The sequence below is a fragment of the Pseudomonas sp. TWR3-1-1 genome (genome assembly GCF_049896545.1).
Taxonomy (GTDB): Bacteria; Pseudomonadota; Gammaproteobacteria; order Pseudomonadales; family Pseudomonadaceae; genus Aquipseudomonas; species Aquipseudomonas weihenstephanensis.
In genome coordinates, this window is record NZ_JAFCUO010000001.1 from 87,191 (window position 1) to 110,873 (window position 23,683).

At 53.4% G+C, this 23,683-nt stretch carries 20 protein-coding genes; 6 read left to right on the plus strand and 14 right to left on the minus strand.

Annotated elements, in window-relative coordinates:
* Window positions 1–5 precede the first annotated feature (5 nt).
* The 3 genes from ACP7A4_RS00485 to ACP7A4_RS00495 all read left to right on the plus strand — a co-directional run bounded on the left by ACP7A4_RS00485 (window position 6) and on the right by ACP7A4_RS00495 (window position 3,351).
* Entirely contained in the window at window positions 6–881 is an 876-nt protein-coding gene (locus ACP7A4_RS00485) for a serine/threonine-protein kinase (RefSeq protein WP_426245077.1), read from the plus strand.
* Window positions 882–1,323: 442 nt separating this feature from the next.
* Complete coding sequence (locus tag ACP7A4_RS00490) at window positions 1,324–1,578, plus strand: helix-turn-helix domain-containing protein (RefSeq protein ID WP_426245862.1); 255 nt, start codon at window positions 1,324–1,326, stop codon at window positions 1,576–1,578.
* A gap of 63 nt (window positions 1,579–1,641) precedes the next feature.
* Window positions 1,642–3,351, plus strand: a complete 1,710-nt coding sequence (locus ACP7A4_RS00495; protein ID WP_426245079.1) for an Alw26I/Eco31I/Esp3I family type II restriction endonuclease — start codon at window positions 1,642–1,644, stop codon at window positions 3,349–3,351.
* Here ACP7A4_RS00495 and ACP7A4_RS00500 read toward each other — a convergent pair.
* The 4 genes from ACP7A4_RS00500 to ACP7A4_RS00515 all read right to left on the minus strand — a co-directional run bounded on the left by ACP7A4_RS00500 (window position 3,319) and on the right by ACP7A4_RS00515 (window position 8,629).
* Window positions 3,319–6,246: an Alw26I/Eco31I/Esp3I family type II restriction adenine-specific DNA-methyltransferase gene (locus ACP7A4_RS00500; protein WP_426245081.1), complete on the minus strand. Its 2,928-nt coding sequence runs from the start codon at window positions 6,244–6,246 to the stop codon at window positions 3,319–3,321. The two genes, ACP7A4_RS00495 and ACP7A4_RS00500, sit on opposite strands and share 33 nt — an antisense overlap.
* A gap of 382 nt (window positions 6,247–6,628) precedes the next feature.
* Complete coding sequence (locus ACP7A4_RS00505) at window positions 6,629–7,126, minus strand: JAB domain-containing protein (protein WP_426245083.1); 498 nt, start codon at window positions 7,124–7,126, stop codon at window positions 6,629–6,631.
* Window positions 7,127–7,241: 115 nt separating this feature from the next.
* On the minus strand, window positions 7,242–8,210 hold the full coding sequence (locus ACP7A4_RS00510) for a DUF932 domain-containing protein (protein ID WP_426245085.1): 969 nt from the start codon (window positions 8,208–8,210) through the stop codon (window positions 7,242–7,244).
* An 89-nt stretch (window positions 8,211–8,299) separates the two neighbouring features.
* Window positions 8,300–8,629 (minus strand): hypothetical protein, encoded by a 330-nt coding sequence (locus tag ACP7A4_RS00515; RefSeq protein ID WP_426245087.1) that lies wholly within the window; start codon window positions 8,627–8,629, stop codon window positions 8,300–8,302.
* Between the two features lie 798 nt (window positions 8,630–9,427).
* Between ACP7A4_RS00515 and ACP7A4_RS00520 the strand changes: the two genes are divergently transcribed.
* The 3 genes from ACP7A4_RS00520 (at window position 9,428) to ACP7A4_RS00530 (ending at window position 12,207) form a co-directional block, all read left to right on the plus strand.
* Complete coding sequence (locus tag ACP7A4_RS00520) at window positions 9,428–10,015, plus strand: YagK/YfjJ domain-containing protein (protein WP_426245864.1); 588 nt, start codon at window positions 9,428–9,430, stop codon at window positions 10,013–10,015.
* A 504-nt stretch (window positions 10,016–10,519) separates the two neighbouring features.
* Window positions 10,520–10,798: a helix-turn-helix transcriptional regulator gene (locus tag ACP7A4_RS00525; protein ID WP_426245089.1), complete on the plus strand. Its 279-nt coding sequence runs from the start codon at window positions 10,520–10,522 to the stop codon at window positions 10,796–10,798.
* Window positions 10,798–12,207, plus strand: a complete 1,410-nt coding sequence (locus ACP7A4_RS00530) for a YfjI family protein (RefSeq protein WP_426245091.1) — start codon at window positions 10,798–10,800, stop codon at window positions 12,205–12,207. Before ACP7A4_RS00525 ends, ACP7A4_RS00530 begins: the two co-directional genes overlap by 1 nt.
* Window positions 12,208–12,264: 57 nt before the next feature.
* Here the strand turns inward: ACP7A4_RS00530 and ACP7A4_RS00535 are convergent, their stop codons facing one another.
* The 10 genes from ACP7A4_RS00535 to exaC all read right to left on the minus strand — a co-directional run bounded on the left by ACP7A4_RS00535 (window position 12,265) and on the right by exaC (window position 23,339).
* On the minus strand, window positions 12,265–12,912 hold the full coding sequence (locus tag ACP7A4_RS00535; protein ID WP_426245093.1) for a hypothetical protein: 648 nt from the start codon (window positions 12,910–12,912) through the stop codon (window positions 12,265–12,267).
* An 81-nt stretch (window positions 12,913–12,993) separates the two neighbouring features.
* Window positions 12,994–14,205 carry a tyrosine-type recombinase/integrase gene (locus tag ACP7A4_RS00540; RefSeq protein WP_426245095.1) on the minus strand — a complete coding sequence of 404 codons (1,212 nt, stop codon included), beginning with the start codon at window positions 14,203–14,205 and terminating at the stop codon, window positions 12,994–12,996.
* A 416-nt stretch (window positions 14,206–14,621) separates the two neighbouring features.
* On the minus strand, window positions 14,622–15,380 hold the full coding sequence (locus tag ACP7A4_RS00545) for a LexA family transcriptional regulator (RefSeq protein ID WP_426245866.1): 759 nt from the start codon (window positions 15,378–15,380) through the stop codon (window positions 14,622–14,624).
* 229 nt (window positions 15,381–15,609) lie between these two features.
* Entirely contained in the window at window positions 15,610–16,137 is a 528-nt protein-coding gene (ppa, locus tag ACP7A4_RS00550; RefSeq protein WP_048362351.1) for an inorganic diphosphatase, read from the minus strand.
* A 101-nt stretch (window positions 16,138–16,238) separates the two neighbouring features.
* The gene (locus tag ACP7A4_RS00555) at window positions 16,239–17,051 is read right to left on the minus strand and encodes a zinc-dependent peptidase (RefSeq protein ID WP_059763795.1); all 813 of its coding nucleotides are present in this window, start codon (window positions 17,049–17,051) and stop codon (window positions 16,239–16,241) included.
* Window positions 17,052–17,066: 15 nt separating this feature from the next.
* Window positions 17,067–17,714, minus strand: a complete 648-nt coding sequence (locus ACP7A4_RS00560; protein WP_048362353.1) for a DedA family protein — start codon at window positions 17,712–17,714, stop codon at window positions 17,067–17,069.
* 239 nt (window positions 17,715–17,953) lie between these two features.
* Window positions 17,954–18,763, minus strand: coding sequence for an ethanolamine ammonia-lyase subunit EutC (gene eutC, locus ACP7A4_RS00565; protein ID WP_203302192.1), 810 nt, complete (start codon window positions 18,761–18,763; stop codon window positions 17,954–17,956).
* 2 nt (window positions 18,764–18,765) lie between these two features.
* Entirely contained in the window at window positions 18,766–20,166 is a 1,401-nt protein-coding gene (locus ACP7A4_RS00570; protein ID WP_059763801.1) for an ethanolamine ammonia-lyase subunit EutB, read from the minus strand.
* A 52-nt stretch (window positions 20,167–20,218) separates the two neighbouring features.
* A complete protein-coding gene (eat, locus tag ACP7A4_RS00575; RefSeq protein ID WP_059763803.1) occupies window positions 20,219–21,667 on the minus strand; it encodes an ethanolamine permease in 1,449 nt (482 codons plus the stop codon).
* Between the two features lie 151 nt (window positions 21,668–21,818).
* Window positions 21,819–23,339 (minus strand): acetaldehyde dehydrogenase ExaC, encoded by a 1,521-nt coding sequence (gene exaC / locus ACP7A4_RS00580; RefSeq protein WP_426245099.1) that lies wholly within the window; start codon window positions 23,337–23,339, stop codon window positions 21,819–21,821.
* Window positions 23,340–23,683 lie beyond the last annotated feature (344 nt).

Consider the following 23,683-nt stretch of genomic DNA (forward strand, 5'->3'; position numbering starts at 1 on the left):
GGGACATGGCTTGTAGCAATAAAGTACCGCGCGTATTAAGCGGCCGTTACCGCATTGAGCGCTTGCTAGGGGCAGGCGGGATGGGTGTTGTGTACCGTGCGCGTGACCTGCTGCAAGAACAGTTGGGCGACTCGCAGTCCGATGTCGCGCTGAAACTGTTGGGCGAAAACATCGCCCTGGCGCCAGACGGGTGTGCGCTGCTGTTCAATGAATACGCGTTAGTGCGCCAGTTGTGCCATCCCAATGTGCTGCGCATGCATAACTTTGACATCGACACCGAACACCACTGCGCCTTTATTGTGATGGAGCATTTACCGGGTCCCACTCTTGACCGTTTGTTGTGTGAGCGACCGCTGGGCTTATCGTTGTCAGAGCTGCGAGAGATCGCCTTGCCATTGCTCGATGCGCTTGCACATGCCCATCAGCGCGGCGTGCTGCATGGCGACATCAAACCCGGCAACGTCATGCTCAGTGAAACAGGTGTTCGGCTATTTGACTTCGGCCTGGGCCAGAGCGAGGCGGGCGTACTCAAAGGTCTGGCTCCCCTGAGCCGTACCCACTTTGGCGCCTGGACCCCAGGCTACGCCGCCCCCGAACTACTCGCCGGCGCGCCCCTTACCCGCAGTGCCGATGTGTACGGCGCAGGTTGCTTACTCTATGAACTGGCGACCGGTAAATGCCCCTTGATTGCGCCATGCCCCGGGGCGTTAAAGCACTTGCCCCGAGCAACGGGCCCCGAAAAACCGCGGCAACTCCCCCCAGTGTTTTGGCGCGCTCTACAAAAGGCACTCGCACTTGACCCGGCAGCACGCAGCATCAGCATTGAACCTTTGCGTGAGGCGTTAAGTGAGACTAAGAAGTGGTGGCATTTTATGAAATGAAAGTGCGAAAGGGACTTTTAAGCAGGCATTAAAAAGCCGGCTTGTGGGCGGCGTTATTTTTTAGTTTTGGCCTTAATTTGCTGGGTTTTTTGGCTGGTCTTCATTCTGTCCCCCCATTTGTCCCCCCAATATGATTATGCGACACGGTTAGCTAGCCCAAGGAGTACATATTCCTCTACAGGAGACGTCGTTTGGAACGGAGTTTTAGCACGTGCATCGCTCTGACTCCTGTGGATGATGCTACTGCACATTCCTGAAGCCTGGGGCGTTTTCGCATGCTCGCACGGTCAATGAGCGTGTAAGCAAAGATTTTTCAGTTATCCCAACTACCTCGCACGCTTCAAGCGGCCTGCAAGTTACTAAGAAGATGTCCAGCTTCGATAAAGTCGCCGCAGACTATTGTCTGTAGCGTGACGGTGCAGGTTGAGTGATTCTCGCGACGATGAATACAACATCACGCCCTTCCATCGCCGACCAAGCAGCCGCGAGAGTTGTTCGAGAGGTAAGACTTGCAGCCGGCCTCTCCCAAGAAGCGCTTGCAGAAGCAGCAGGTCTTCACCGGACCTACATAAGCCTCCTCGAACGAGCTCGACGATCTCCCTCGCTCAGCACCTTAGACGCCATCGGTCGCGCGCTCTGCTTTGAACCCTCAAAAATCTATCGCCTTATCGCGGACGCCGTCGAGCACGCTGAGTGATCGCGCGCCCGTCTCTAAAACTTTAAAGGCCTGCGCCTTCGGAACTTGAAAATGCCAGAGAGTATGGACATTCAAATTAGTGGCGACTCAAATTTGTATGGAAGCAAAGGACAATCCTGGCATCCTGATTTTGTTGAGTATATGAAGTTTATAGTGCTGCATCCCAGCTACGCAGGCATGCCTGATGCGATTAAGGGAGATGGAAAAATTCAATGGGAAGCGCCGTCAAATCGCGGTGGTGGACTGTATAAAGACACGCATCACAAGCGTCGTGATTGGTGGCGGGAGAAGGGTAAAAACCCTGAGATTGGCATTCTTGATGGAGAGTCTCAGTGGATCAGTCGGATCGCAAAGCTAATCCATCCGACAGGATCAAAGCCTTGCAAGCGTTGCGGCATTTCACTCCGGATAGCTTACGTATATCCCTCGCATAGTTTTATTTCCCGATGCGTTAAGACGTTCGGTGAAAGCTACGCTCCAGATGCACTGGAGGAGGTCGGAAGTTACATACGCCGCATCGTAGACGCAGGTGGCATCTCTTTTACGCGCGATTTCTCATCGCTGTTTAAGACCAGCAAAATTTCTCCTCCTCAGTTGGGAGAGGATCTCGATGCTTGGCTTGAGTGGATCGAAGAAACTTATGTTCCTTCTGAGCCTTCTCTCCTAAGTCCAGGTGTGATGTCGAACGCCCCGGACCGGCTGGATGGTTTCCATTCATTTAACCGTTGCTGCCGTGGCGAGGCTGACACGGGGCGTCATAAGCTAAATATGCAATGTTACACAACAGATCGCCGCGTGTTTGAGTACTGGTCTGAGGGAGACTGGATTGCTGCCGACCGGATGATGGGGCTGGTACGCGCGAGGTTCGCAGATCACCCCTGCGCTGATGGCGGTGAGGGGCCGCCTAGTGCAGACCACATCGGCCCGCTCTCTTTAGGGTTTGCACATCTACCTGAATTTCGATTGTTAAGTAAGTCTGCCAACTCTGCGAAAAATAACCGAATGACTTTCTGGGATGTTGCCTACCTTCGTGAGCAAGAGGCTCGTGGAGTGCAGATTGTTTCGTGGTATGCGGCTCCAATCTGGTCAGCACTGAAAGATCGTGTGGTCAATGATGAAACAGCATTGCGCCTGTCCAAGATCATGCGCGATAACCAGCGCCAAGCCATGAGCTTTTTGGCAGAGCTTAGAGAAAAAGGGCACGCGGCATTTCTTGCAAGTTTCCTTGAGCTGGAATACGCAGATTTCAGTGTTGAGTTCGAGGATCTTGAAATAGTCGACTTCGTTACTGCTTTCAGGGCTCTTACGCGTAGTGATCGGACGACGAAGTACGCAAATGAGCAGAAATCGCGAAGGATGCGGATCGGGTTCGAGGCTCTTCGTTCATACTCTGCAAAGACGAACCGTCACTTCCGGCAAGTAAGTGCTGTAGGTGTAGAGGTCAATCTTGAGCTTGCGCACCAGACCCTTCGTGACGCGCCAAGCAGAATCCTGGCACTTGATGAGGAGATTCTCATGATTCTTGATCAGCCGGGAACGCACACCTTTGAAGAAGAGCTACGGCGTGTTTGCGCCGGACTGCCTAAGTTGGCTGAGGAGCAGGCCTTCATCAAAACTCGTAGCTTTCTTCAAGCTGCAATGCAAGTCGTAGCCGATATTTTGGCCGCTAATTGGGACAATGAACGTTACGTACGAGCTGAGTTTGCTTTCGATGAGTCCGATGAACTCATCGACGACACATTACAGGTCCCAAGCTCGATCGCCACTGTCTAATCTTGCGAAATACTCTGCAGGCGAGATCAGTCCCCGCATCAGCGCCTGATAGGATGATACAGGGGCTGATCGGTAAGGCTTTGAACTACCATCTTCTGCAGGTTCAAGAGAAGGAAGATCACCAATCGCCTCCTGAACAGACACGGCCATCTGCACGTTGGAAAATAGGGTAGGTCCTGACTGGCTTGACGATGTGATTGGCTGCGGAGGTAGCCACGGCTCGACTCTCTTTTCCCGAAAGCCCACCAAAATGACACGCTTTCGACGCTGCGGTATGCCGTGTTCATCTGCTGAAATGACCATAGCGTATATTGAAGGCATGACAGACGAAAAGGCTTCTTTTACCTCAGCAAATACCTTACCTCCTTGCATGTTCAGCAGCCCGGTAACGTTCTCAAAAACGAAGCCGTCGGGCTGCACTTCTTCCAAAAATCGGACGTAGTCGCCAAATAAATGATTTCGAGAATCCTCCATGGATCGACGGTTTCCTGCCGTCGAGAAACCTTGGCATGGTGGCCCTCCTAATACCCATAGAGGCTCGCCCGCTCTGCGACCATCTTTAGCGGCTTCAACTATCTCATTGAAAATCGACGGGGTGGTGATGCTGCCGATTACAGTTCGTTGATGAACATTCCGCGAATATGTTGAAAGAAATTTAGCTTCAATGTCGTTCGCGATAATGGGCCTCCAGCCTGCCCACTTGAAACCAAATCCCATCCCGCCAGCACCAGAAAAAAGATCAATGTAACCCCCTTTGTTGCCTAGGGTTTGCGCGATGCGGTAGGCTAAAAGTGGAGGTACAGCGTTGCCTATCTGGTTGCAGATAGCTCCTTGTCCTCCCATAAACTCAAAGCTATCTGGAAAGCTTTGCAGTCTGGCGGCTTCACGCTGAGAAAGAACGCGATCTTCAGTGGGATGAACATGACAGCCGTTGCCAGGGCGGTTGAAGTAAGTATTAATCGTGTAGGACGGCATCTCTCTTCTGAGCCGTCCATAGTAAGTCGAGCGACTTCCCTCTCCGCGCTTGTAACTCTCGCGAATCTGCTCAAGGCGCTGTGAGGGAATGCTCTCCGGGATGTTCTTCCAATTGCCGCCTTCGGGTACCGCGCGAACCATTTGGAGATCGAGCGCGCTCAATTTCGCACTGTAATGATTGAAAATGATAGAGCTCTCCTTCGTTTCCTGCTTAGATTCGATATCGTTACAACTTTCGGGAAAATTGGCCTCGGCCATCGTATTATTCACCGTGTTGTTCATCATCTTCTCGAAGGCAGTTTTTCTTGCGAGCTTCTCTTCGTCACTCAGCTTTTGAAATAAGTCTAGAACCATCGAGTAGTCACTCAACGTCAGCCCGTACACTCGAAGAGCAACATACGCGTCGGCGGTGACTTCGGCATCAATGTCTCCAAGGAGCGCTGCGTTCACCAGTTGTTGCAGAGCAAAATCAGCTTCTAGTTGGCTGACGGTAGGCACGGGTACCTTTCGAAGAGAGCTGAGGGACACGTGCCCCGTTGCAAGGTTCGCACGGAGCAGCAGTTCGAATGTCGTCGAGTTCATGACTCCGAGTAGAGCCCTGAGAGCCGCCGGCCTACCTCCAGAGAAAAACGCGACCCCAAGTGAGTTGCCTAGCGCCCAGCCAGGAGGAACGATTGTCGCAATGAGCCTACGTTTTTGGTTGGGTCGAGAGACGTCGCGCCATGCGATACGCTCATGATTAACTGAGATAGGCGATGCCCATCCATGCTTGGCCACTCCAAATGTTGGCGTTTCTCGGACACTGTATCGGTCGATCATGCGGCCTTTCAAGAAAGGAGCCGTACCGCCAGGTAACGGAGTTAGCCAGTGCGCGCTTCCCGTTTCGTCGAGCTCTCGACCTGCCCAGAAGCCAGCGTTACAGTCAGCTTCGAGCTCTCCCCAGGTAGGAAATCGAGCAATAAGCACAGACATAAGTTGGACGGCGCTCGCCCCGAATGCAATCGGCAGAACAAAGTCTGCAGCTGAAAGCAGTTCTGGCTCCAAACTGACCTCTGCCGTTTCAGCTGACGAACCGCAAGCGCTGTAGGTCGTAATAGGAACCGTACTCATCGGCTTTCTATACGCCTCGACTACGACGGTGATCGACGCTACGTCGGCGCTTTCGTATAACTTCGACTCTGCTGGGTAATAGGTAACATTTCTGAGTGCATGCTCAAGGAGCAAGTGCTTACGTAGCGTCGAAGATTGATCGTCAGCCAGCACGCTCGCTGGAAGCACTGTGCCAATGACTCCATTCGGACGTGCAAGTTGAAGGCTTAATTCAAGGCCCACCCGCGATAAATTAGTGCCCCAACCCGCAAATTTTCGGCGAGGTTGGGAGCGTGGAAAGTGTCCCGCAAGCCACTTGTCATAGAGCCTCATATTGGAGACGTAACTGCTTCTGAGATCCTCTCTGAGCTGTTCTACTTCACGCCGATCCGGCTTCAAAAGCTCCCACGGTGGGTTCGTGATAACAATATCAAAGTTGGACGCATGCGCTGGGCCTTGGCGGAAGGCGTCACCCACAATGAGCTCGCATTCCACATCGAGCCCGTCCACTCGCAATTTGTTGAACCTCTGTTGAGCGACAGCAAAGCCGATATCAGTGATATCCCAGAGTTGGAGACGCCACGCGCGCCTTGGCAGGTGAAGCTCAGTCCAAGCATCCATCAGCCACGCGAGCAGGCGACCGTCACCGCCAAAAGGATCGACGACACAGATTTCCTCACCGCAATTACTGGACGCGGCATACGAACGTGCCACACTGCGTGCGAGTTGGCGGCCTACCGACTCGCCCGTGTAATAGCGACCAGAGGCCTTTTTTATGAAGTCATCGGATGTCGCTGCACCGGCTGTACTGACGTGGTTGAGATGGAGCACGTATTTTCCAAACTATGAATCGTAAACCGTCAACGCTAAATGAGCGCATGCGGTGGAGGGCCGGTCGGCGGTATTCAACCGCCAATGTATAAAGCCGTTCATTTCTGCAAGGCCGCCATTGTAGGAGGAACCTCTACTCGGCGTCGATGATGGCTGACCTGTGGTTGGTGTTGCTTACCAAGGGACCGACGACCGTGCTTCAGTCAACGTTGACTAGGTAAGACCAGCATGAACCAGCACAAAGGAGAGGACGCGCCCGATGACCAGTTTCTGATATCTGGAATTAGCCGGACTTAACACAAAAAATTTAGTCGCCTATCAGGCTTCCCTACGGTGCCTTTGGCTGAATCCAAAGGCACCGTAGAGGCGGTTAGCCATCTTCTTAAGAATATCCTCGTTCGGCCAACGATACACACCCTTCAGGGCCTACTACGACATGATCCAATATTCGGGTGCCGACCATGTTCAGAGCATTCTTGAGGTGGGAGGAGAGCGTGTGATTGCCTTTTCTAGACTCCTGATCGCCGGAGGGGGCGTTGTGGACCAGGATCACGGCTGCAGCGTTGTATTCCATTACGATCTTCACCACTTCCCGTGGGTACACGCTGGCAAGATCCAGGTTGCCCCTGAGTAGCTCTTTGAAACCAATAACCCGGTGCTCGGTATCGAGCAGTAACAAAGCAAAAACCTCGTAATCATGAAATTGCAGCAGCGTTTGTAGGTGACCGATGACGAGTCTGCGTTCAGTCAACGCCCGTCCTTTAGACAGACGATACATCGCGAGTTGTTGAGCCATTTGCAGGATCTCGGCCTCGGTGACCGGTGATTCGATGACATAGGTGTCGGGCGTTTCACCGGCTTTGAGCTTGGGATATTTCATGCTGGTAGTCCTATCCGAACGCGTGGAAGCACTGGAGGGTGGGTTGGGTTTTGAGGTCAAATGACTCCGCACGCCTCATTTGCGAGGGCGCTCGGCAGTGCTGTGGATTGATGGTTCACGCAACAAGTTGTAAGGCTGCATCGAGTGCCTTTTGTTTGATTACTGCGCCTTGACCAAACCATGCCGAATCCATTCGATACTCTGAGCTCCTGGCGCGTCTTTCATGATCCACATATTCAGTCACGGCGTTCAGCAAGCCCCATGCTGTTCCGCGAGCGGACGCCATATCAGATCCTCGGCCTTTACCTTCGTATAGGCTTTGTATCTTCTCCATAGCTCTTTTGTTAGGTAGTACATTGGGAATAGGGTCATGCGCGCAGGTGCCCCACAGCACTTCCATGAAGAAACTCATGGCCTCAGTCCACTGAACCTTACGTTCCGCGAGTGCGTGCATCCGATCTATGAATTCGTCCCATTGCGAGAGGGCGATGCCTAGTTGTTTTTTTACTGCCTGCGAATCAAAGCGCGTGTTGTGCGGAACCTTGATGGCGCGGGTGGCTCCGTTCAGAGAGATAGTCAGCGTGTTATTGCAGACCACTCGAACAGTGGTGGGGGTCGCAGTGGTGGCCAGGGTGCCGTCGCAGGAGGTGGCCAGTAGCAGATAGCCGTTCACTTGATCATTCCCCTTCAGCGCAGTTTCTTGGCCCGTCCTGGCGAGCGCCCAGAACTTGCGCCCACCTTTAAGCACTCCAGCGGTTTCCAGCTCATACCCTGAGATCTCGGTGAGGTCTCGGTAGAATTCCAGGACTTCACGCGGCTGCACCACTTGATAGCGATTAGATACCACCGATAACGGCGTTTTGGTGTCGGAGCGGTACAGCACCTTTTGTTCCGGAAAGGAGTGGATCGAGCCCAGGGTGCCGACAGTGTCTGATTTGAAATGCACTGGACTGTCCTGGATTTTCCAGTCCATCCCGGCTTCGTGTTGCCAAACTTCAATGGGTTGTTTTGGCGTGAGGTGATTGCCCAGGCCATGCCACGGGGTGGCGCCAGCGTAAGCCATTGTTTCGACGAGATGAGCCATGTTTGAATTTCCTTGGTGTGCAAGCCGGCCTGAATGCTGCGCACGGCGCAGCACTGTCCGGACTTGATAAATGAGAGAGGGAGAAAAGTTTAAGTTGGCAGGTTGAAGCGGTGACCACAGAGCAGGCATAGGTTGTGGGCCAGGACATGCCGGTCCAGCTTTCTGCCTAGCTGAGCGCCCAAGGCGCAACCGCCGACCCCCCCAGCTAAACCGCCGAGGATGGCACCGGACACGGCGCCGAGGGTGACCCCGAGCGGGCCGGCCATAGCGCCAACGGTGGCGCCAACTTGACCTCCGGTCAGGGCGGCACTGACGCCACGGGCGACGCCGCCCACGGTGCCGATGGCCGCTGCAATTTTCATGGCCTGATGAAAGAAAGCAATTTTGGGTGAATGACAGCGAGGGCACTGCAATGACATGACGTGAACCTTCGTAGTGTTGATGTCAAAGCAGTGATATAGGGCTGAAAATCTTTCGAATGGAGGTTTTATAAGTGGCTTGGAACTCATCTAAAGTAGGCACTGTAGAGGAATGTGAATTGAAACTGAGGCCTGATCAAGTGTCTTCATTTTCTTGGAACAGGATACTGGATCGCCCATACCCAAGGACTGTCATCCTGCGTTAGGTTAAAAAATGGAGGGTATGAGCGAGGGTCGAATTATATCGGCATCTGAAGGCTAATCTGTGACAGGGTTTAGTCGGGCTACGGTTTTAGTAGCTGGCCCATGTGAACGGCTCTTCCCCGAGTGCTGGCGTTGACGCTAGCAACTCGGGGAATATTACCGTCGAGAATCGTAGCTTAACGATGGCGAAGTGTAATGATAATTTCACAGAGTAAATATTGAGGCTGATTACGCTATAAATGCCGGTGCTGCCGAGGTTTAATCCATATATTCCCCGTTGCGTCGAAGGAGTGTCGCCTCGGGAAAACAGTACTATGCCTATTGCTCTCTGCTTATGTATCCTTCCTAGTCTATCGATAGCTGATCTATCGTTATATCTGAGTAAGGAGTTAATGGTGGCTCATAAGTCTAGCTCAGTAAGGTGCTCCTTGTGACGGCATAGAAATTATACTGAGTTAAAAATAATAGGACTGTCTTCAGATATGACCTAATCAACCAGGCATACCTGAAATGAATACTTCTCAACCTAAACGCTTGCCAGATAACCCGAACCTGCACTATTGGTACGAAGATACTTACGATTGCTATCAACTCATGGTGAATAAAGGGCCATTCATTGAGGAGTGTTTGGAGAAGTTATATCAGACCCTACATCACGCCCTCGCAGATTACTCCCGTGTATTTGCATTCAGGTTTGACCTAAGACTCCCTTTCGGCCAAACCTTACCCGATGATGCAATGACCAATAAGGTGCTGCATCGCTTCAAGTCGTCCTTTGATGCTCAGATTGAGAATAGTCGAAAGTGTGCACGTAAACGCAATCGCGCAGCCCACGATACTTGTGTTAGATATTTTTGGGTAAGAGAGGTTGGGGGGCGAGGTCGACCTCATTATCACTGTATCGTATTTCTCAATGGGCACGCTTACCGCTCTCTAGGCTCCATCGAGTCTGAATGCATAAATATGCACAGGCGGCTGCAGATGGCTTGGGCACGTGCACTTCGGTTACCGGTCGATGACGTAAGGCGTACAGTGCATATACCCAAGAAGGCGACCTTTCGTCTAACTCGACAAGATTATTTTGGACATGATCGGTTTATGTATCGCTCTAGTTACCTGTGTAAGGCAGCGACCAAGAGCTATGTAGATGGTCAGCACGGATTTGGGGGGAGCCGGTGTTAAGAAAAGCTCATAGAAATATATTGTGAAAGGTTGGGATGAATACGCCGCTATCAATGGGCATACCAGAAGCGGCAAAACGAGAGACGCCAAGGAACCGGTGCCTACCTGGCGTGCGAGCAATTGGATGCCAAGTCGGCTCGGTGATGGCTGAGATTCGACGAGGGCGAGACTGGAGCGGCTTTCAGTACTCAGAATCTGGCGTTCATCGTGTTAATGGCGGCTATTCCTGCTATTCGTAGCCAAAATAGCCGCTTTTTCACCTTCAGCTACGTCATTTCTCTGTGTTTTCGGCCGATTCGAACCGAGACAGCTCTGAGTAGGGAGTACATCTAGGGATATGAGTTATATCGAGAACGTCCCTTCGCAAGAATTAAATCTCCATGATTTCGCTGAAGTCAATATGGGTGCTTGAATAAATATCAATAAATTTAAGCACCGTCCCTGCTAATGCGGTCAGTACTTCGTATCCTTTCGCTCAATCTTTAACACAAGAGGAATAGTGAAATGACAAATGATAAAGGCCGTGTTAGCCCAGCTTTGCATGCAGATCCTAAAGGGGCTGTACTTCGTATTGGCCGAGTCACTGAGCGACTCGGTATATCACGGTCTACGATTTATGATTGGATGAACCCAGCGTCCCCTCGTTATGACAAAGATTTTCCATTGCCCTTGCGCCTTTCCGTTTGTGCTGATCGGGGCGCTATTGGGTGGATAGAGTCGGATATCTGCGCATTCATTGACAGTCGTGTCACAGTAAGTTTTCGTAAAGAAGGCCTTAAATAATGCTTCGGATTGAGAGGTCGTGTCTACCACGAATTAATGCGGACTTTCCAAGGCTCTCGCCATTCCCTCTTGTTAATGCCGTATTAGACGAATTGGAGAGGAATACGAAAGCACCACGACCACTACTTATGTTTGGTCTGATGACTGCGCTATCTGTTTCGATCCAAGGATTGTTTGACGTTCGAAAGCCGAATGGCCAGCGCGTTCCTATTTCCCTGCTGTTATTAACTGTTGCCGAATCTGGTGAGAGAAAATCCTTTACGGCAGAGAAGTTTTTAGCGCCTATTAGATTGTTTCAGAAAAAGCAGGAGAGTATTTGGCAGGAGCAACTGAGTGAGTGGAAGGTGAAGGAAAAAATATGGCTGATCAAGAATAAAGAAATTGAGAAGAAAATTAAGTCGCTCTGCTGTAAGCAAGAGAGCACTGCAGAGGTAGAGCTTGAGCTAATGAAGCACACTAAGGATCGCCCAGCCAGGCCTCGACAGTTTAAGATGCTTTACGATGACTCTACTTCAGAGGCGCTGTTTTGTGGGCTTTATGAAAATCTCTCCACTGCCGGTATCATCTCCAGTGAGGGGGGGTTGAAGGGGCGTGCTTTTAATGACTTGCCAAAACAAAACGCCATGTGGAGTGGGGATCCTATAGTTGTCGATCGGAAAGTTGCGGAGAGTTATCAGTTGTATGGGGCGAGGTTAACATTTTCAGTGATGACTCAGCCGGTTGCTTTTAAAGCGTATATGAAGGCTCGGGGGGATGATGCGCGAGGCTCAGGGTTATGGGCTCGTTTTTTGGTGTGTCATCCAAGCTCCACCCGAGGCAAAAGACTGTTGGATGACACCACGCTTTCTTATGAGCATATACATCGTTATGCGGAGCGCATAGAGCAACTATTGAAGTGTAATTTGGATCTCCTAAGTGATCCTTGTAAAGAGCGTGCTGAAATTGTTTTTTCTCCCGCCGCTAGTAAGTTGTGGGTGGAGGTTTTTAATGAGATTGAATCTGGGATTGCGGAGAATGGTAGATTTGATAAAGCGGCGGATTTGGCTTCAAAGTTGGCAGATAATATCGCAAGAGTGGCGGCATTATTCCATGTTTTTGAGGCGAATGAAGGAGGTATAAGTTTAGAGGCCTTGGTGTTTTCAGTTGATTTGTGTCTGTGGTGTTCGGATGAGTTTTTTCATTTGTTTATGCCTGCTTCCGAGGTAGAGCTGGATGTTATCCAGCTTGAGAAATGGCTAAGGCAAAAAAGAGTTGAAGGATATAGCTGGGTCAAAAGAAATACAATTATGCAGTATGGTCCCCGCACGCTTAGAAGCAAAAAGCGTTTAGATGCTTGTTTGGATGAAATGGCGTTGCAAGATTTAGTGTCATTCTCTGAAGTTAGAAATGCTTCGATTGTAGAGTTTTAAGGTTTATCTGTGGGTGGATTTAGCCAAGGTCTACCCTCGGCTTTTTTATTAATTAATCTATTTTTTAAGATGTTTTGTGTAGATTTTCTGATTTTCAGGGGTCAAAATTTCCTCGGCTAGTAATTCATATAGTGTGTCTTTTGAGAAATTGATATTGTATAGCGAGGTGATACTTTTAAATTCGTTACTTTTTAGGATGTAATGAATGGTTTCATTTTCACTCCCCCAGCCCTCTTTGGGACGGTTTTTTAATAGTTCTGGAAAGCACTCTTTGATTGCCGCTTTTTTCGATGCTTTTTCTTTACCTCCCTTGCTTGCCCGTTTCTGCCTAATCTCATGCACCCCTTTACGCCGTTCGTAGCCATCTAGAAAGCCTATGCAGTGAGCAGCGTGCGCTAAGCTAATATGTGCAGAAAGGTGATTTTGGTTTTTCAAATGCTTTACTGCGGAAAGATAATGCAACGTGGCATAAAAGAAATATAATTTCAGTTCGCTGTGCTTTTCCTCTGTGTCAGGATGAGTCCAGCATTGTTGTATGTCTGGCCAATAAATTTCTTTAGTTCTGAGATGCTGGTTGATCTCTCTTTTGATTGAGCTATGAAGCTCTTTTGGCCATTGTTTTTTTAATATGGCTCTGAGTGCCAAGCTGATGTTGGTCTGCAGAGACTTTAAAGTATTATCAATCGTGTCCAAAGGGTGGGTCATGGGGGGCTTTTGGATCGGGGGATCTATGCCTTGTTGATCAATTTGATTCGATTTGAACACAATGCCATTCCTGGATTAGTTTTATGAGGTTGAGGACTCGTCGGTGGAGTATACGTACAGTGCCCAATCTTTCATGAGCAACCGGCGTTTATCGAGAAAGTCCGTACGCGAATAGGCACCTTCAGTTTGATCGCGTTCGTCATGCGCCAGCGCCATCTCGCAAACCTCGCGGGGATAGTGGGTGCATTCCCCGGCCCAGTCTCTGAATGATGAGCGAAAGCCGTGTCGGGTTATGTGCTTGTACTCCAGGTCGTGTAGGAGTGTTCGTATCGCGTTTGCGTGCATGACGCCTGACTTGCCCTGACCTGGAAATAGAAAATGGCTCTCTCCACGCTCAAGGCTCTTCACCATCGTGACGACTTCTTCAGCAAGCGGGATTACAAAAGCTACTCGCATCTTCATTCGCTCATCTGGCAGCGACCAAGTACGAGCCTCCAAATCAAACTCTTCCCATTGAGCAAACCTCACCATGTGGGCGCGTGCGCTGGTCATGATTAGCAGCTGAGCGGCAAAGGACGCCGGTGTGTTGTCTGCTTTGAGTTTGCTCATCAGGGCTGGCACGTCCTGCCACCGCAATGCTTCAAAGTGCTCGCGTTTCCGAGCCTTCTTCTTTTCAGCACGACTCAACAGATTGTCTAAGTGACCACGCCACCGAGCAGGATTCTCTCCTTCCCGCAGGTTACGTGACTTGGCAGCGTCCAGGACCTGTTCAATCTGCCCACGTACCTCGTCGGCAGTTCTGGTCTTGGTGACCCAGATCGGTTGCAGTACCTTGAGCACCTGAGGGGTACCGATCTCCTCGGCTGACAGCTTGCCGATATGGTCAAACGCATACAGCTCCAGCTTCCGTAGCCAGCCTTTACGCCACTTATCTGACCAGGTGCCTCCGTGTGCCTCGCAGTATTCCTTCGCGAGAGTCTCGAACTTCAGCTGTTTCGCTTCGCTAGTTCGTTGTGCTTCACGTTGGGCCGCGCGTTCGATGTCGCGAGCGGCTAAAGGATCTACACCGTCGCTCAATTGGGTGCGTTTGGTGCTGGCGTCTTGTCTCGCCTTCTTGAGGCTCACTTCAGGGAATGAGCCCAAGCCCATCTCTCTTCGGCGACCCGCCAGTTGGAAGCGAAGTGTCCAGGATTTACTTCCGCTAGGTTTGACTTCCAACCGAAGGCCATCACCATCTTCATAGGTGCCAGGTTCGGTCAGGTTTTCGACTTGTTTCGGATTCAGCTTACCCATTGGATTTCCCCTGTCGTCCCTTTTGTCCCCCCACCTGTCCCCCCACTTCATCGTCGGATGAGGTCAAATGGCGTTGGACGCCATCGGACAGGGGAATGCCTGAAACCCCTGGATTAGCTAGGCTATCAGGTGGGTTCTCGGATGAGATAGGTTTATTTCGGACAATTAAAAAGCCGGCTTGTGGCCGGCTTCTCGGGGGTGGATTTGGTTTATTTTTGGTAAACCGTACCCACCTTCAATTTGGACACTCAGCGCATGCTTAAGAGTGTGGGACGCAGGTGCTGTTTGCTTGCCTGGTCGTGCACGCCATTCAATCACCACGAACGGCATGTCAGTGTGCCGCGCAGCATACTTAAAGTGGGTGATGTTTCCTAGCTAAAACCTGCGCGCGATGTGTCTGGGCGCAGGTTCTTTGTTTATTCATTTAACAGGCTCGGCACGGCTGGCCTGCGCGTGTTGAGTGTGGACCACCAAAAAACCCAGCCCAAAATACGAATGTCCAAAGTTCGGATGTGTTCAGCACTGAATACTTCGTCCGGGTATTCCTTGGCATTGTGGCTACGCAAACGCAAACCGTCTTTGGGCTGGCGGTAGACGTATTTGATCCGCAGCATGCCGTCCTGTTCCAGGGCGTAAATTTCGCCGTCCACGATGTGGGTCAAGCTGCGGTCGATAGCAATCGTCGAGCCGCTCTGAATCTTGTGCGACATGCTGTGGCCGATCATGGGCACGCAAATGGCGTTCTCGGCGCTGACGTCTGCGGCATGCAGGATCGAGCAGTCGAGGCGAACGCGGTTGTCCGGAATTTCAACGACGCGGTTTTTTTTTGTCCCGCATGGACTGAGCACTTCGTTGTAAAACGGAATATGGATGTCGTTTTTATCAGCGATCAGTGCAGTGTTTTGGTTGGGGGCATAACCCACCTCGCCGGCGGGTAAACACGTCGTATGGTTGGAGATCGGTACCTTTGGATGTTTAACCCCTTCACCCGTGCGCAGCCATCGGCTGTTAACACATAAGAGCTCTGCGATTTCGTCCAGGCGAGCCATCGGGATACCCCGCTTGAACCAGTTGTTGACGTGCTGCGGCGTAACGCGCCGATTGGCAGCGAAGTCCGAAGCAGATAAATGGCACTCCCTTAAAAGGAGTCTTAGACGATCACCGGATGTATTCATGCTGGCGGAGTTTACGGAGAAGAGATCACTGTTTAAATAAACTAAACGTTCAAAAAACGCGCTAAAAAAAAGACTCATCCCGCTATTACAGGGTCATTTCCTACACTTGCTGTGTGGCTTATTTGGTGGGTGTGAACAGGCTGTTTCCTTGCGTTTATGCAGGCATAAAAAAACCCCGGAAGACCGGGGTTTTTAATGTAGGAACTTGCCGAAGCCCGTTAACCCACATTTAGCCTTTGTAGGCGGCAACCGACTTGGTGATCTCGGTGCGGGCGGCTTCTGCGTCGCCCCAACCTTCGATTTTCACCCATTTGCCTTTTTCGAGATCTTTGTAGTTCTCGAAGAAGTGCTGGATCTGCTGAATCAGCAGGGGTGGCAGGTCGGTGTACTCTTTGACGTCTACGTACAGCTGGGACAGTTTGTCGTGAGGCACTGCTACTACTTTGGCATCGCCGCCGCCGTCGTCAGTCATGTGCAGAATGCCCACTGGACGCGCGCGGATAACCGAACCCGGTGCAACGGGGTAAGGGGTCACGACCAGCACGTCGAGGGGATCACCGTCGTCAGCCAGGGTGTTGGGGATGAAACCATAGTTGGCCGGGTAGAACATCGGGGTGGCCATGAAGCGGTCAACGAACAGGCAATCGCTGTCTTTGTCGATTTCATATTTGATCGGCGCGTGGTTAGCCGGAATCTCGATAGCGACGTAGATGTCATTCGGCAGGTCTTTGCCAGCCGGAATTTTGCTGTAGCTCATTGGGCGGTGCCCCCGTTAGTAGGCCAGTTTACTTGGCCGATTTGGCCAAAAAGTGGCGGCGATTATAGGCGTATTCCTGCAACGACGTCACGCTTGGGCGATCAGTGCGGTGCACGGTATTGGGGGTGTTCGCTTTGTAGTTTTTGCAGGCGGGCCAGCGGATCTTGGCGGTAAAACAGGCAAAGCTGCTGATACACCTGCGCATAGGCATGGTGGAGCAGGTCCGGCGCCGTGAAAAAGTATTCACTGATAACTGCAAAAAACTCCGCCGGGTTCTCGCCCGCATACGGGTCGATGGGCGCGTGATCGGGGTTATGGTGGTCGAGGTAGTGGTTGAGGTGGTCGTACGCCTGTTGCATGGCGTGAGACCAGTCGCTGACGCTCATGCCAGGATGCAGCGGCGGCATGCCATTAGCTGCACCGTTGAGCATGTCGAGCTTGTGCGCCAATTCGTGGATCACCAGGTTGCTGGCATCCCAGCCGCCACCCGCCAACACGCCGGGCCAAGCCAACACGACCGGTCCGTGTTGCCACGCTTCACCACTGTGATGACCTTCCCATTCGTGCTCGACACCACTGGCGTCGAGATGACGCTGCGGACTGACGAAGTCGTCGGGGTAGAGCACGATCTCGTGAAAGCCTTCATACCAGTCCAGATCGCCCAGATTCAGCAACGGCAATTGCGCCTGAGCCGCCAGCAGCAACCGGCTTTCATCGCTCAGTTCTACGCCGGGCATCGGCGTCAGGTGCTTGTCTTGCAAAAACAGCACGCTGTGTTCGCGTAGCCAGCGGTCTTGTTCGTCATCCAGACCATCGAGGATGCTCAGTCGCTGGCGTACGTCATGCCACGTATCGGGCGCTACCGGGTGCTGGGCAAGAATCCTCTGGCGTCTCCATTCGCTCAGTGACCACATGTCGGTTTATCTCGTTCAGGCTTTAGAGGGGCTGCGACCGAAGCGGCTGCGAACCACACCAATAATCATCGGTATCAGCGATAGCAGAATGATGCCCACCACCAGCAACGACAGGTTCTTCTTGATGAACGGCACGTTGCCGAAGAAGTAACCCAAGGTCACCAGACCGCCGACCCACAGTACGGTGCCGAATACGCTGAACATAAAGAAGCGCGGGTAAAACATGCGTGCCACGCCTGCGACAAACGGCGCGAAGGTACGGAAAATCGGCAGAAAACGCGCCATGGTCACTGTTTTGCCGCCATGACGTTCGTAGAAGTCATGGGTTTTTTGCAGGTAATCGCGGCGGAAAATTTTCGAGTCAGGATTGCTGAATAACCGCTCGCCGACCGTTCGTCCTATCACGTAGTTGGTGCTGTCACCCATGATCGCTGCCAGCATCAGCAAACCGCCCAATAACACCGGGTCCATACCGCCACCGGCTGCTACAGCGCCTGCGATGAACAGCAGTGAATCACCGGGCAAGAACGGCATGACCACCAGGCCGGTTTCGCAAAAGATCACCAGGAACAGGATGGCGTAGATCCACGGCCCGTAATTGTTTACCAGCATGTCGAGGTACACATCGAGGTGCAAGATAATGTCGACCGGGTTGAAATCCATGTAAAGCACCTGTGTGGATGACCCGGCTCAGCAGGTCTGTGCGGGGAAAAAGGCAGTTAACTACAGCGTATGTAGTGTTTTCGTACATTTTGAACGGAGAGGATTATACGGATTGACGCAAATTCTGCTTCCAGAGTTTGTAGCGAAGCATGTATTGATGAATGCCGATCCGTCATCACCCCAGCATGTGACGGTCGTCATGGTAATACATGCCGTCCCTTTGCAGCGGTTACGTGTTTTTACTCGCCCTTGAGCAGGAAGTTTTCGTGGGGAGCGCCTGCGTCCAGCGTCTGCACCTGGGCTTCGTCTTTGAGATTGACCCCCGACAATTGTCGACGGCAGGCCTCGCGCATCAAGTACGCCAGCCGATGGGCGGCCATGCCATAGCTCAATCCCTCAAGCCGCACGTTGGAAATACAGTTGCGAAAGGCATCGGTCAGCCCCACTTTGGGCGCATAGGTGAAATACAGTCCCAGGCTGTCGGGTGAACTCAGGCCGGGCCGCTCGCCAATCAGCATCACCACCATTTTTGCCCCGAGCAGCTCACCAATTTCATCGGCGACCGCGACGCGGCCTTGCTCCACCAGCATCACTGGCGACAGCGACCAGCCCTCAGCGGCGATGTGCTCTTGCATGCGCGCCAAAAAGGGCACGGTATGACGATGAACCGCCAGCGCCGACAAACCATCGGCCACGACCACGGCCACATCGACCCCACCGGGGTGGGCCTGTGCATATTCGCGCAAGTGCTGTGCCGAGTCTGCGTGTAACTGTCGGCCAAGATCAGGGCGTTGCAGGTAGCTGTGGCGATCAGCGGCGGCGCTGTGCAGCAACAAGCTGTCACGGCCACGCTCGTGAAGTTGTGCGCTCAAGGCGGCGTGATCAAAGGGCAGATGCACCGCATCGCGTGCCTGCGCATGGGCGAATTGAAAGTCCAGCTGCGCATGGGTCGGCAAACTGGTACCGGTGCGGCCCAGCGCAATGCGCGCCGGGGTCAGTGTGCGCAGTTGCAGCCATGGGTTGTGGCTGTCGGTCGGGGTATGGGCCATGTTCAACGTCCTCCCAAGTGGGTCAGCGCCTGACGAAACAGCGGCGGTAGTTGATGACCAAATTCAATGCGACCGTCGTTTTGGGTAAAAATGCCGACCTTGCTCAACCACTGTTCAAACTCGGGTGCGGGTTTAAGGCCCAAGGTTTTGCGCGCATATAACGCATCGTGAAAGGACGTGGTCTGGTAATTGAGCATGATGTCGTCCGACCCCGGAATGCCCATGATGAAGTTGATCCCGGCCACGCCGAGTAACGTCAGCAAGGTGTCCATGTCGTCCTGATCGGCTTCGGCGTGGTTGGTGTAGCAGATGTCGCAGCCCATCGGCACCCCCAGTAACTTGCCGCAAAAATGGTCTTCAAGCCCGGCGCGGATGATCTGTTTGCCGTTGTACAGATACTCGGGGCCAATAAAACCGACCACGGTGTTGACCAAAAACGGCTTGAAATGCCGAGCCACCGCATAGGCGCGGGTCTCACAGGTTTGCTGATCGACACCAAAGTGCGCGTTAGCCGACAACGCACTGCCTTGGCCTGTCTCGAAATACATCAAGTTGTTGCCCAGTGTGCCGCGATTGAGGCTTAAACCGGCGTCGTAACCTTCTTGCAATACATTCAGATTAATCCCGAAACTGGCGTTTGCCGCTTCAGTGCCCGCAATTGACTGAAACACCAGGTCCAACGGCACCCCGCGATTGATCGCTTCAATTGAGGTTGTGACGTGGGTCAGCACGCACGATTGCGTGGGGATCTCATAGCGCTGAATGATCGCGTCGAGCATGTTCAGCAAATCGCAGATCGAGGCAATGCTGTCAGTGGCCGGGTTGATGCCAATCATGGCGTCGCCGTTGCCGTAGAGCAGGCCGTCGAGAATGCTCGCGGCAATCCCGGCCGGGTCATCGGTGGGATGGTTGGGTTGCAGGCGCGTTGACAGTCGCCCACGCAGACCAACGGTGCCGCGAAACTGCGTGACCACACGGATTTTTTGCGCCACCAGAATCAGGTCTTGCACGCGCATGATTTTTGACACGGCGGCTGCCATTTCAGGCGTAAGCCCTGGAGCCAGGGCGCGCAAGCTGTGTTCATCGGCGGCATCACTGAGCAGCCAGTCACGAAAGCCCCCCACGGTCAGGTGGCTGACGGCGGCAAACGCCTGAGCGTCATGGCTGTCGATGATCAGGCGCGTGACTTCATCGGCCTCGTAAGGAATCAGCGCTTCTTGCAGGAAGTGCGAGAGCGGGATGTCAGCCAGCGCCATTTGCGCGGCCACACGTTCGCCATCGTTGTGCGCGGCTACACCGGCCAAAAAGTCCCCGGAGCGTGCGGGGCTGGCTTTGGCCATCACCTCTTTGAGGCTGTCGAAACGGTAAGTCTGAGTGCCCACCGCGTGAGAAAACGTTGCCATACAGGGTGCTCCTTGACGCCAGACGCAGGGCGTCTGGCGGGATTCTCAGCGATCAGTGCAAGGTTTGTTCGGCGTGTTGAATCGCCGCAAATTCTTCTTCAGGCGTACCGGCTACCAAGTGATGCCGACTGTAGAAAGCAAAGTAAGCAATTAATACTCCATAGATCACTGCCGCACCAATCACCACCCGCGGGTCGACCAGGAAACCGGCCACGACCGCGACGCAGGCGAGCACCAAGGCGATGCCAGAGGTGAAAATACCGCCCGGTGTGCGATATGGACGCTCCATTTTGGGGCGACGAATGCGCAGGGTGATGTGCGCGGCCATCATCAGTACGTAGGAAATGGTCGCACCAAACACCGCCACCAGAATCAGCAAGTCACCTTGCCCGGTCAGCGACAGCCCAAAACCGATGATGCCGGGGATGATCAACGCCAGTACCGGCGCTTTGCTCTTGTTGGTTTCGGACAGCTTGCGAGGCAAATAACCTGCGCGAGACAGAGCGAATATCTGACGCGAGTAGGCATAAATGATCGAGAAGAAGCTGGCGATCAAACCGGCCAATCCGACCAGATTGACGAAGCCGCCCATCCAGGTGGAGCCGCCATACGCTTTGCTCAGCGCTTCCACCAACGGGTTACCCGAGGCCATCAAGTGATGCGCCCCCGCGCCGCCGGGGCCAATCACCAAGATCAGCAGGGCGAAGGTCACGAGCACCAGCATGGCGCCAATCAAACCGCGCGGCAGGTCCCGCTTGGGGTTTTTGGTTTCTTCGGCGGCCAACGGCACGCCCTCTACGGCGAGGAAAAACCAAATGGCATAAGGAATGGCCGCCCACACGCCGACATAGCCGAACGGCAGGAACGGGCTGGCGCCCTTGGCGTTGCTCACCGGGATGTCCAGCAGGTTGGCGACGTTGAAGTGCGGCACCATGGCGACTAAAAACACGCCCAAGGCAATGGCGGCCACGGCGGTGATGATGAACATCAATTTAAGGGCTTCACCGACACCGAAAATGTGGATGCCGATAAAGATGATGTAGAACGCCAGGTAGATCATCCAGCCACCAATCCCGAATAACGACTCGCAGTACGCGCCGATAAACACAGCGATGGCGGCGGGGGCGATGGCGTATTCGATCAGGATCGCGGTGCCGGTCAAAAAACCGCCCCAGGGGCCAAAGGCGCTGCGGGCAAAGCCATAGCCGCCGCCCGCTGTCGGGATCATCGAGGACAATTCGGCCAGCGAGAAGCACATGCACAGGTACATGGTGGCCATCAGCAAGGTTGCGAGAAACATTCCGCCCCAGCCGCCTTGAGCCAGCCCGAAGTTCCACCCGGCGTAGTCACCGGAAATCACATAAGCAACGCCCAGCCCTACCAGCAGGACCCAACCGGCGGCGCCTTTTTTCAGTTCACGTTGTTGAAAGTAATCGGAGCCGACTTTTTCAAAGTCGACCGAAGAGGGGGCCGCAGTAGCGGCATTCGGTTCGCTAGGCATGTGATTTCACCTGTTCTTTTATAGTTAGGAATTTGACAGGGTGTAAAGCAAGAGCCGGGCCATAGGCCCTGAGGTAGAGCGGTGTAGACCTGTAGCTGACGCAGGCTGCGATCTTTAAAGGATCAAAGATCGCAGCCAGCGGGGGCGTTTTTTAGAAGAAACCCAGCGGGTTGATGTCGTAGCTGACCAGTAGGTTTTTGGTCTGCTGATAGTGATCGAGCATCATCTTGTGGGTTTCACGGCCGACACCGGACTTTTTGTAGCCGCCGAACGCCGCGTGTGCGGGGTACAGGTGATAGCAGTTGGTCCACACCCGACCGGCCTTGATTGCGCGGCCCATGCGGTAAGCGCGGTTGATGTCGCGGGTCCACAAACCGGCACCCAGACCGAATTCAGTGTCATTGGCGATGGCCAGCGCTTCGGCTTCGTCCTTGAACGTGGTGATGCTGACCACCGGGCCAAAGATTTCTTCCTGGAACACGCGCATTTTGTTGGTGCCCTTGAGCAGCGTCGGCTGGATGTAATAGCCGGTTGCCAGGTCGCCTTCGAGCTTGGCCACTTGGCCGCCCGTCAGCAGCTGCGCACCTTCTGCCTTGGCAATTTCCAGGTAGGACAGGATCTTGTCGAACTGCTGCTCGGAGGCCTGAGCACCGACCATCGTGTCGGTGTCCAGCGGGTCGCCACGTTTGATCGACTCCACCTTCTTCATCACCACTTTCATGAAATCGTCGTAGATCGATTCCTGAATCAGCGCGCGCGAGGGGCAAGTGCAGACTTCGCCCTGGTTGAAGAACGCCAGCACCAAGCCCTCAGCGGCTTTCTCAATGAAGCTTGGTTCGGCTTGCATGATGTCGGCGAAGAAGATGTTGGGCGACTTGCCGCCCAGCTCCACGGTGGAGGGAATGATGTTCTCAGCGGCACATTTCATGATGTGCGAGCCGACCGGGGTTGAGCCGGTGAAGGCGATTTTGGCAATGCGCTTGCTGGTCGCCAGGGCTTCGCCTGCTTCTTTGCCGAAGCCTTGCACCACGTTCAGCACGCCCGGTGGCAGCAGATCGCCGATTAACTCCATCAGCACCGTGATGCTCAACGGCGTTTGTTCGGCCGGTTTGAGCACGATGCAGTTACCTGCCGCCAGCGCTGGCGCGAGTTTCCAGGCGGCCATCAGCAGCGGGAAGTTCCACGGGATGATTTGACCGACCACGCCCAGCGGTTCGTGGATGTGATACGCAACCGTGTTGCCGTCAATTTCGGCGGTGCTGCCTTCCTGAGCGCGGATGCAACCGGCGTAGTAACGGAAGTGATCGGCGGCCAATGGCACGTCGGCGTTCAGGGTTTCGCGCACGGCTTTGCCGTTGTCCCACGTTTCGGTCACGGCCAGCAGTTCAAGGTTTTGTTCGATGCGATCAGCGATTTTCAGCAGCACCAGCGAGCGCGCCTGCACTGAGGTTGCACCCCAGGCATCGGCGGCGGCGTGAGCTGCGTCGAGGGCTTTTTCGATGTCTTGGGCCGTCGAACGCGGAAATTGAGCGATGGGCTTGCCGTTGACCGGCGAGGTGTTGGTGAAGTATTGGCCGTTGACCGGCGCCACGAATTCGCCGCCGATGTAGTTACCGTATTGGCTCTTGAACGAGACGATCGAGCCTTCAGTACCGGGTTGTGCGTAACGCATGGTGAATGTCTCCTGGCTTTATTGTGCTTATGGGAGGACGCGCGGTGGCGTTGCCCCAAGCAGGAGCAAAGGTCGGGCCAAATAGTTATGAGCGCTCTAAAACGGGGCTTTCAGGCGTGTGAGCGATGGGCGTCAGCGAAACGATGTGTCACAGTCGACACAGTGGTAGTGACACTTTGTGCCAAAAGCGGTACAGCGTATGACCAGTCAGTCAGATGACGATTGCAATGCCAGCAGTGCAAGAGGATGCTGATGGCTCGGTTTGGACTGGTTCTGAGTGGTTGCTCGCGGGTCATTTTCCCCGTGCACGCTAAGACCGCCGAGACAGAGCGGAGAACAATAAA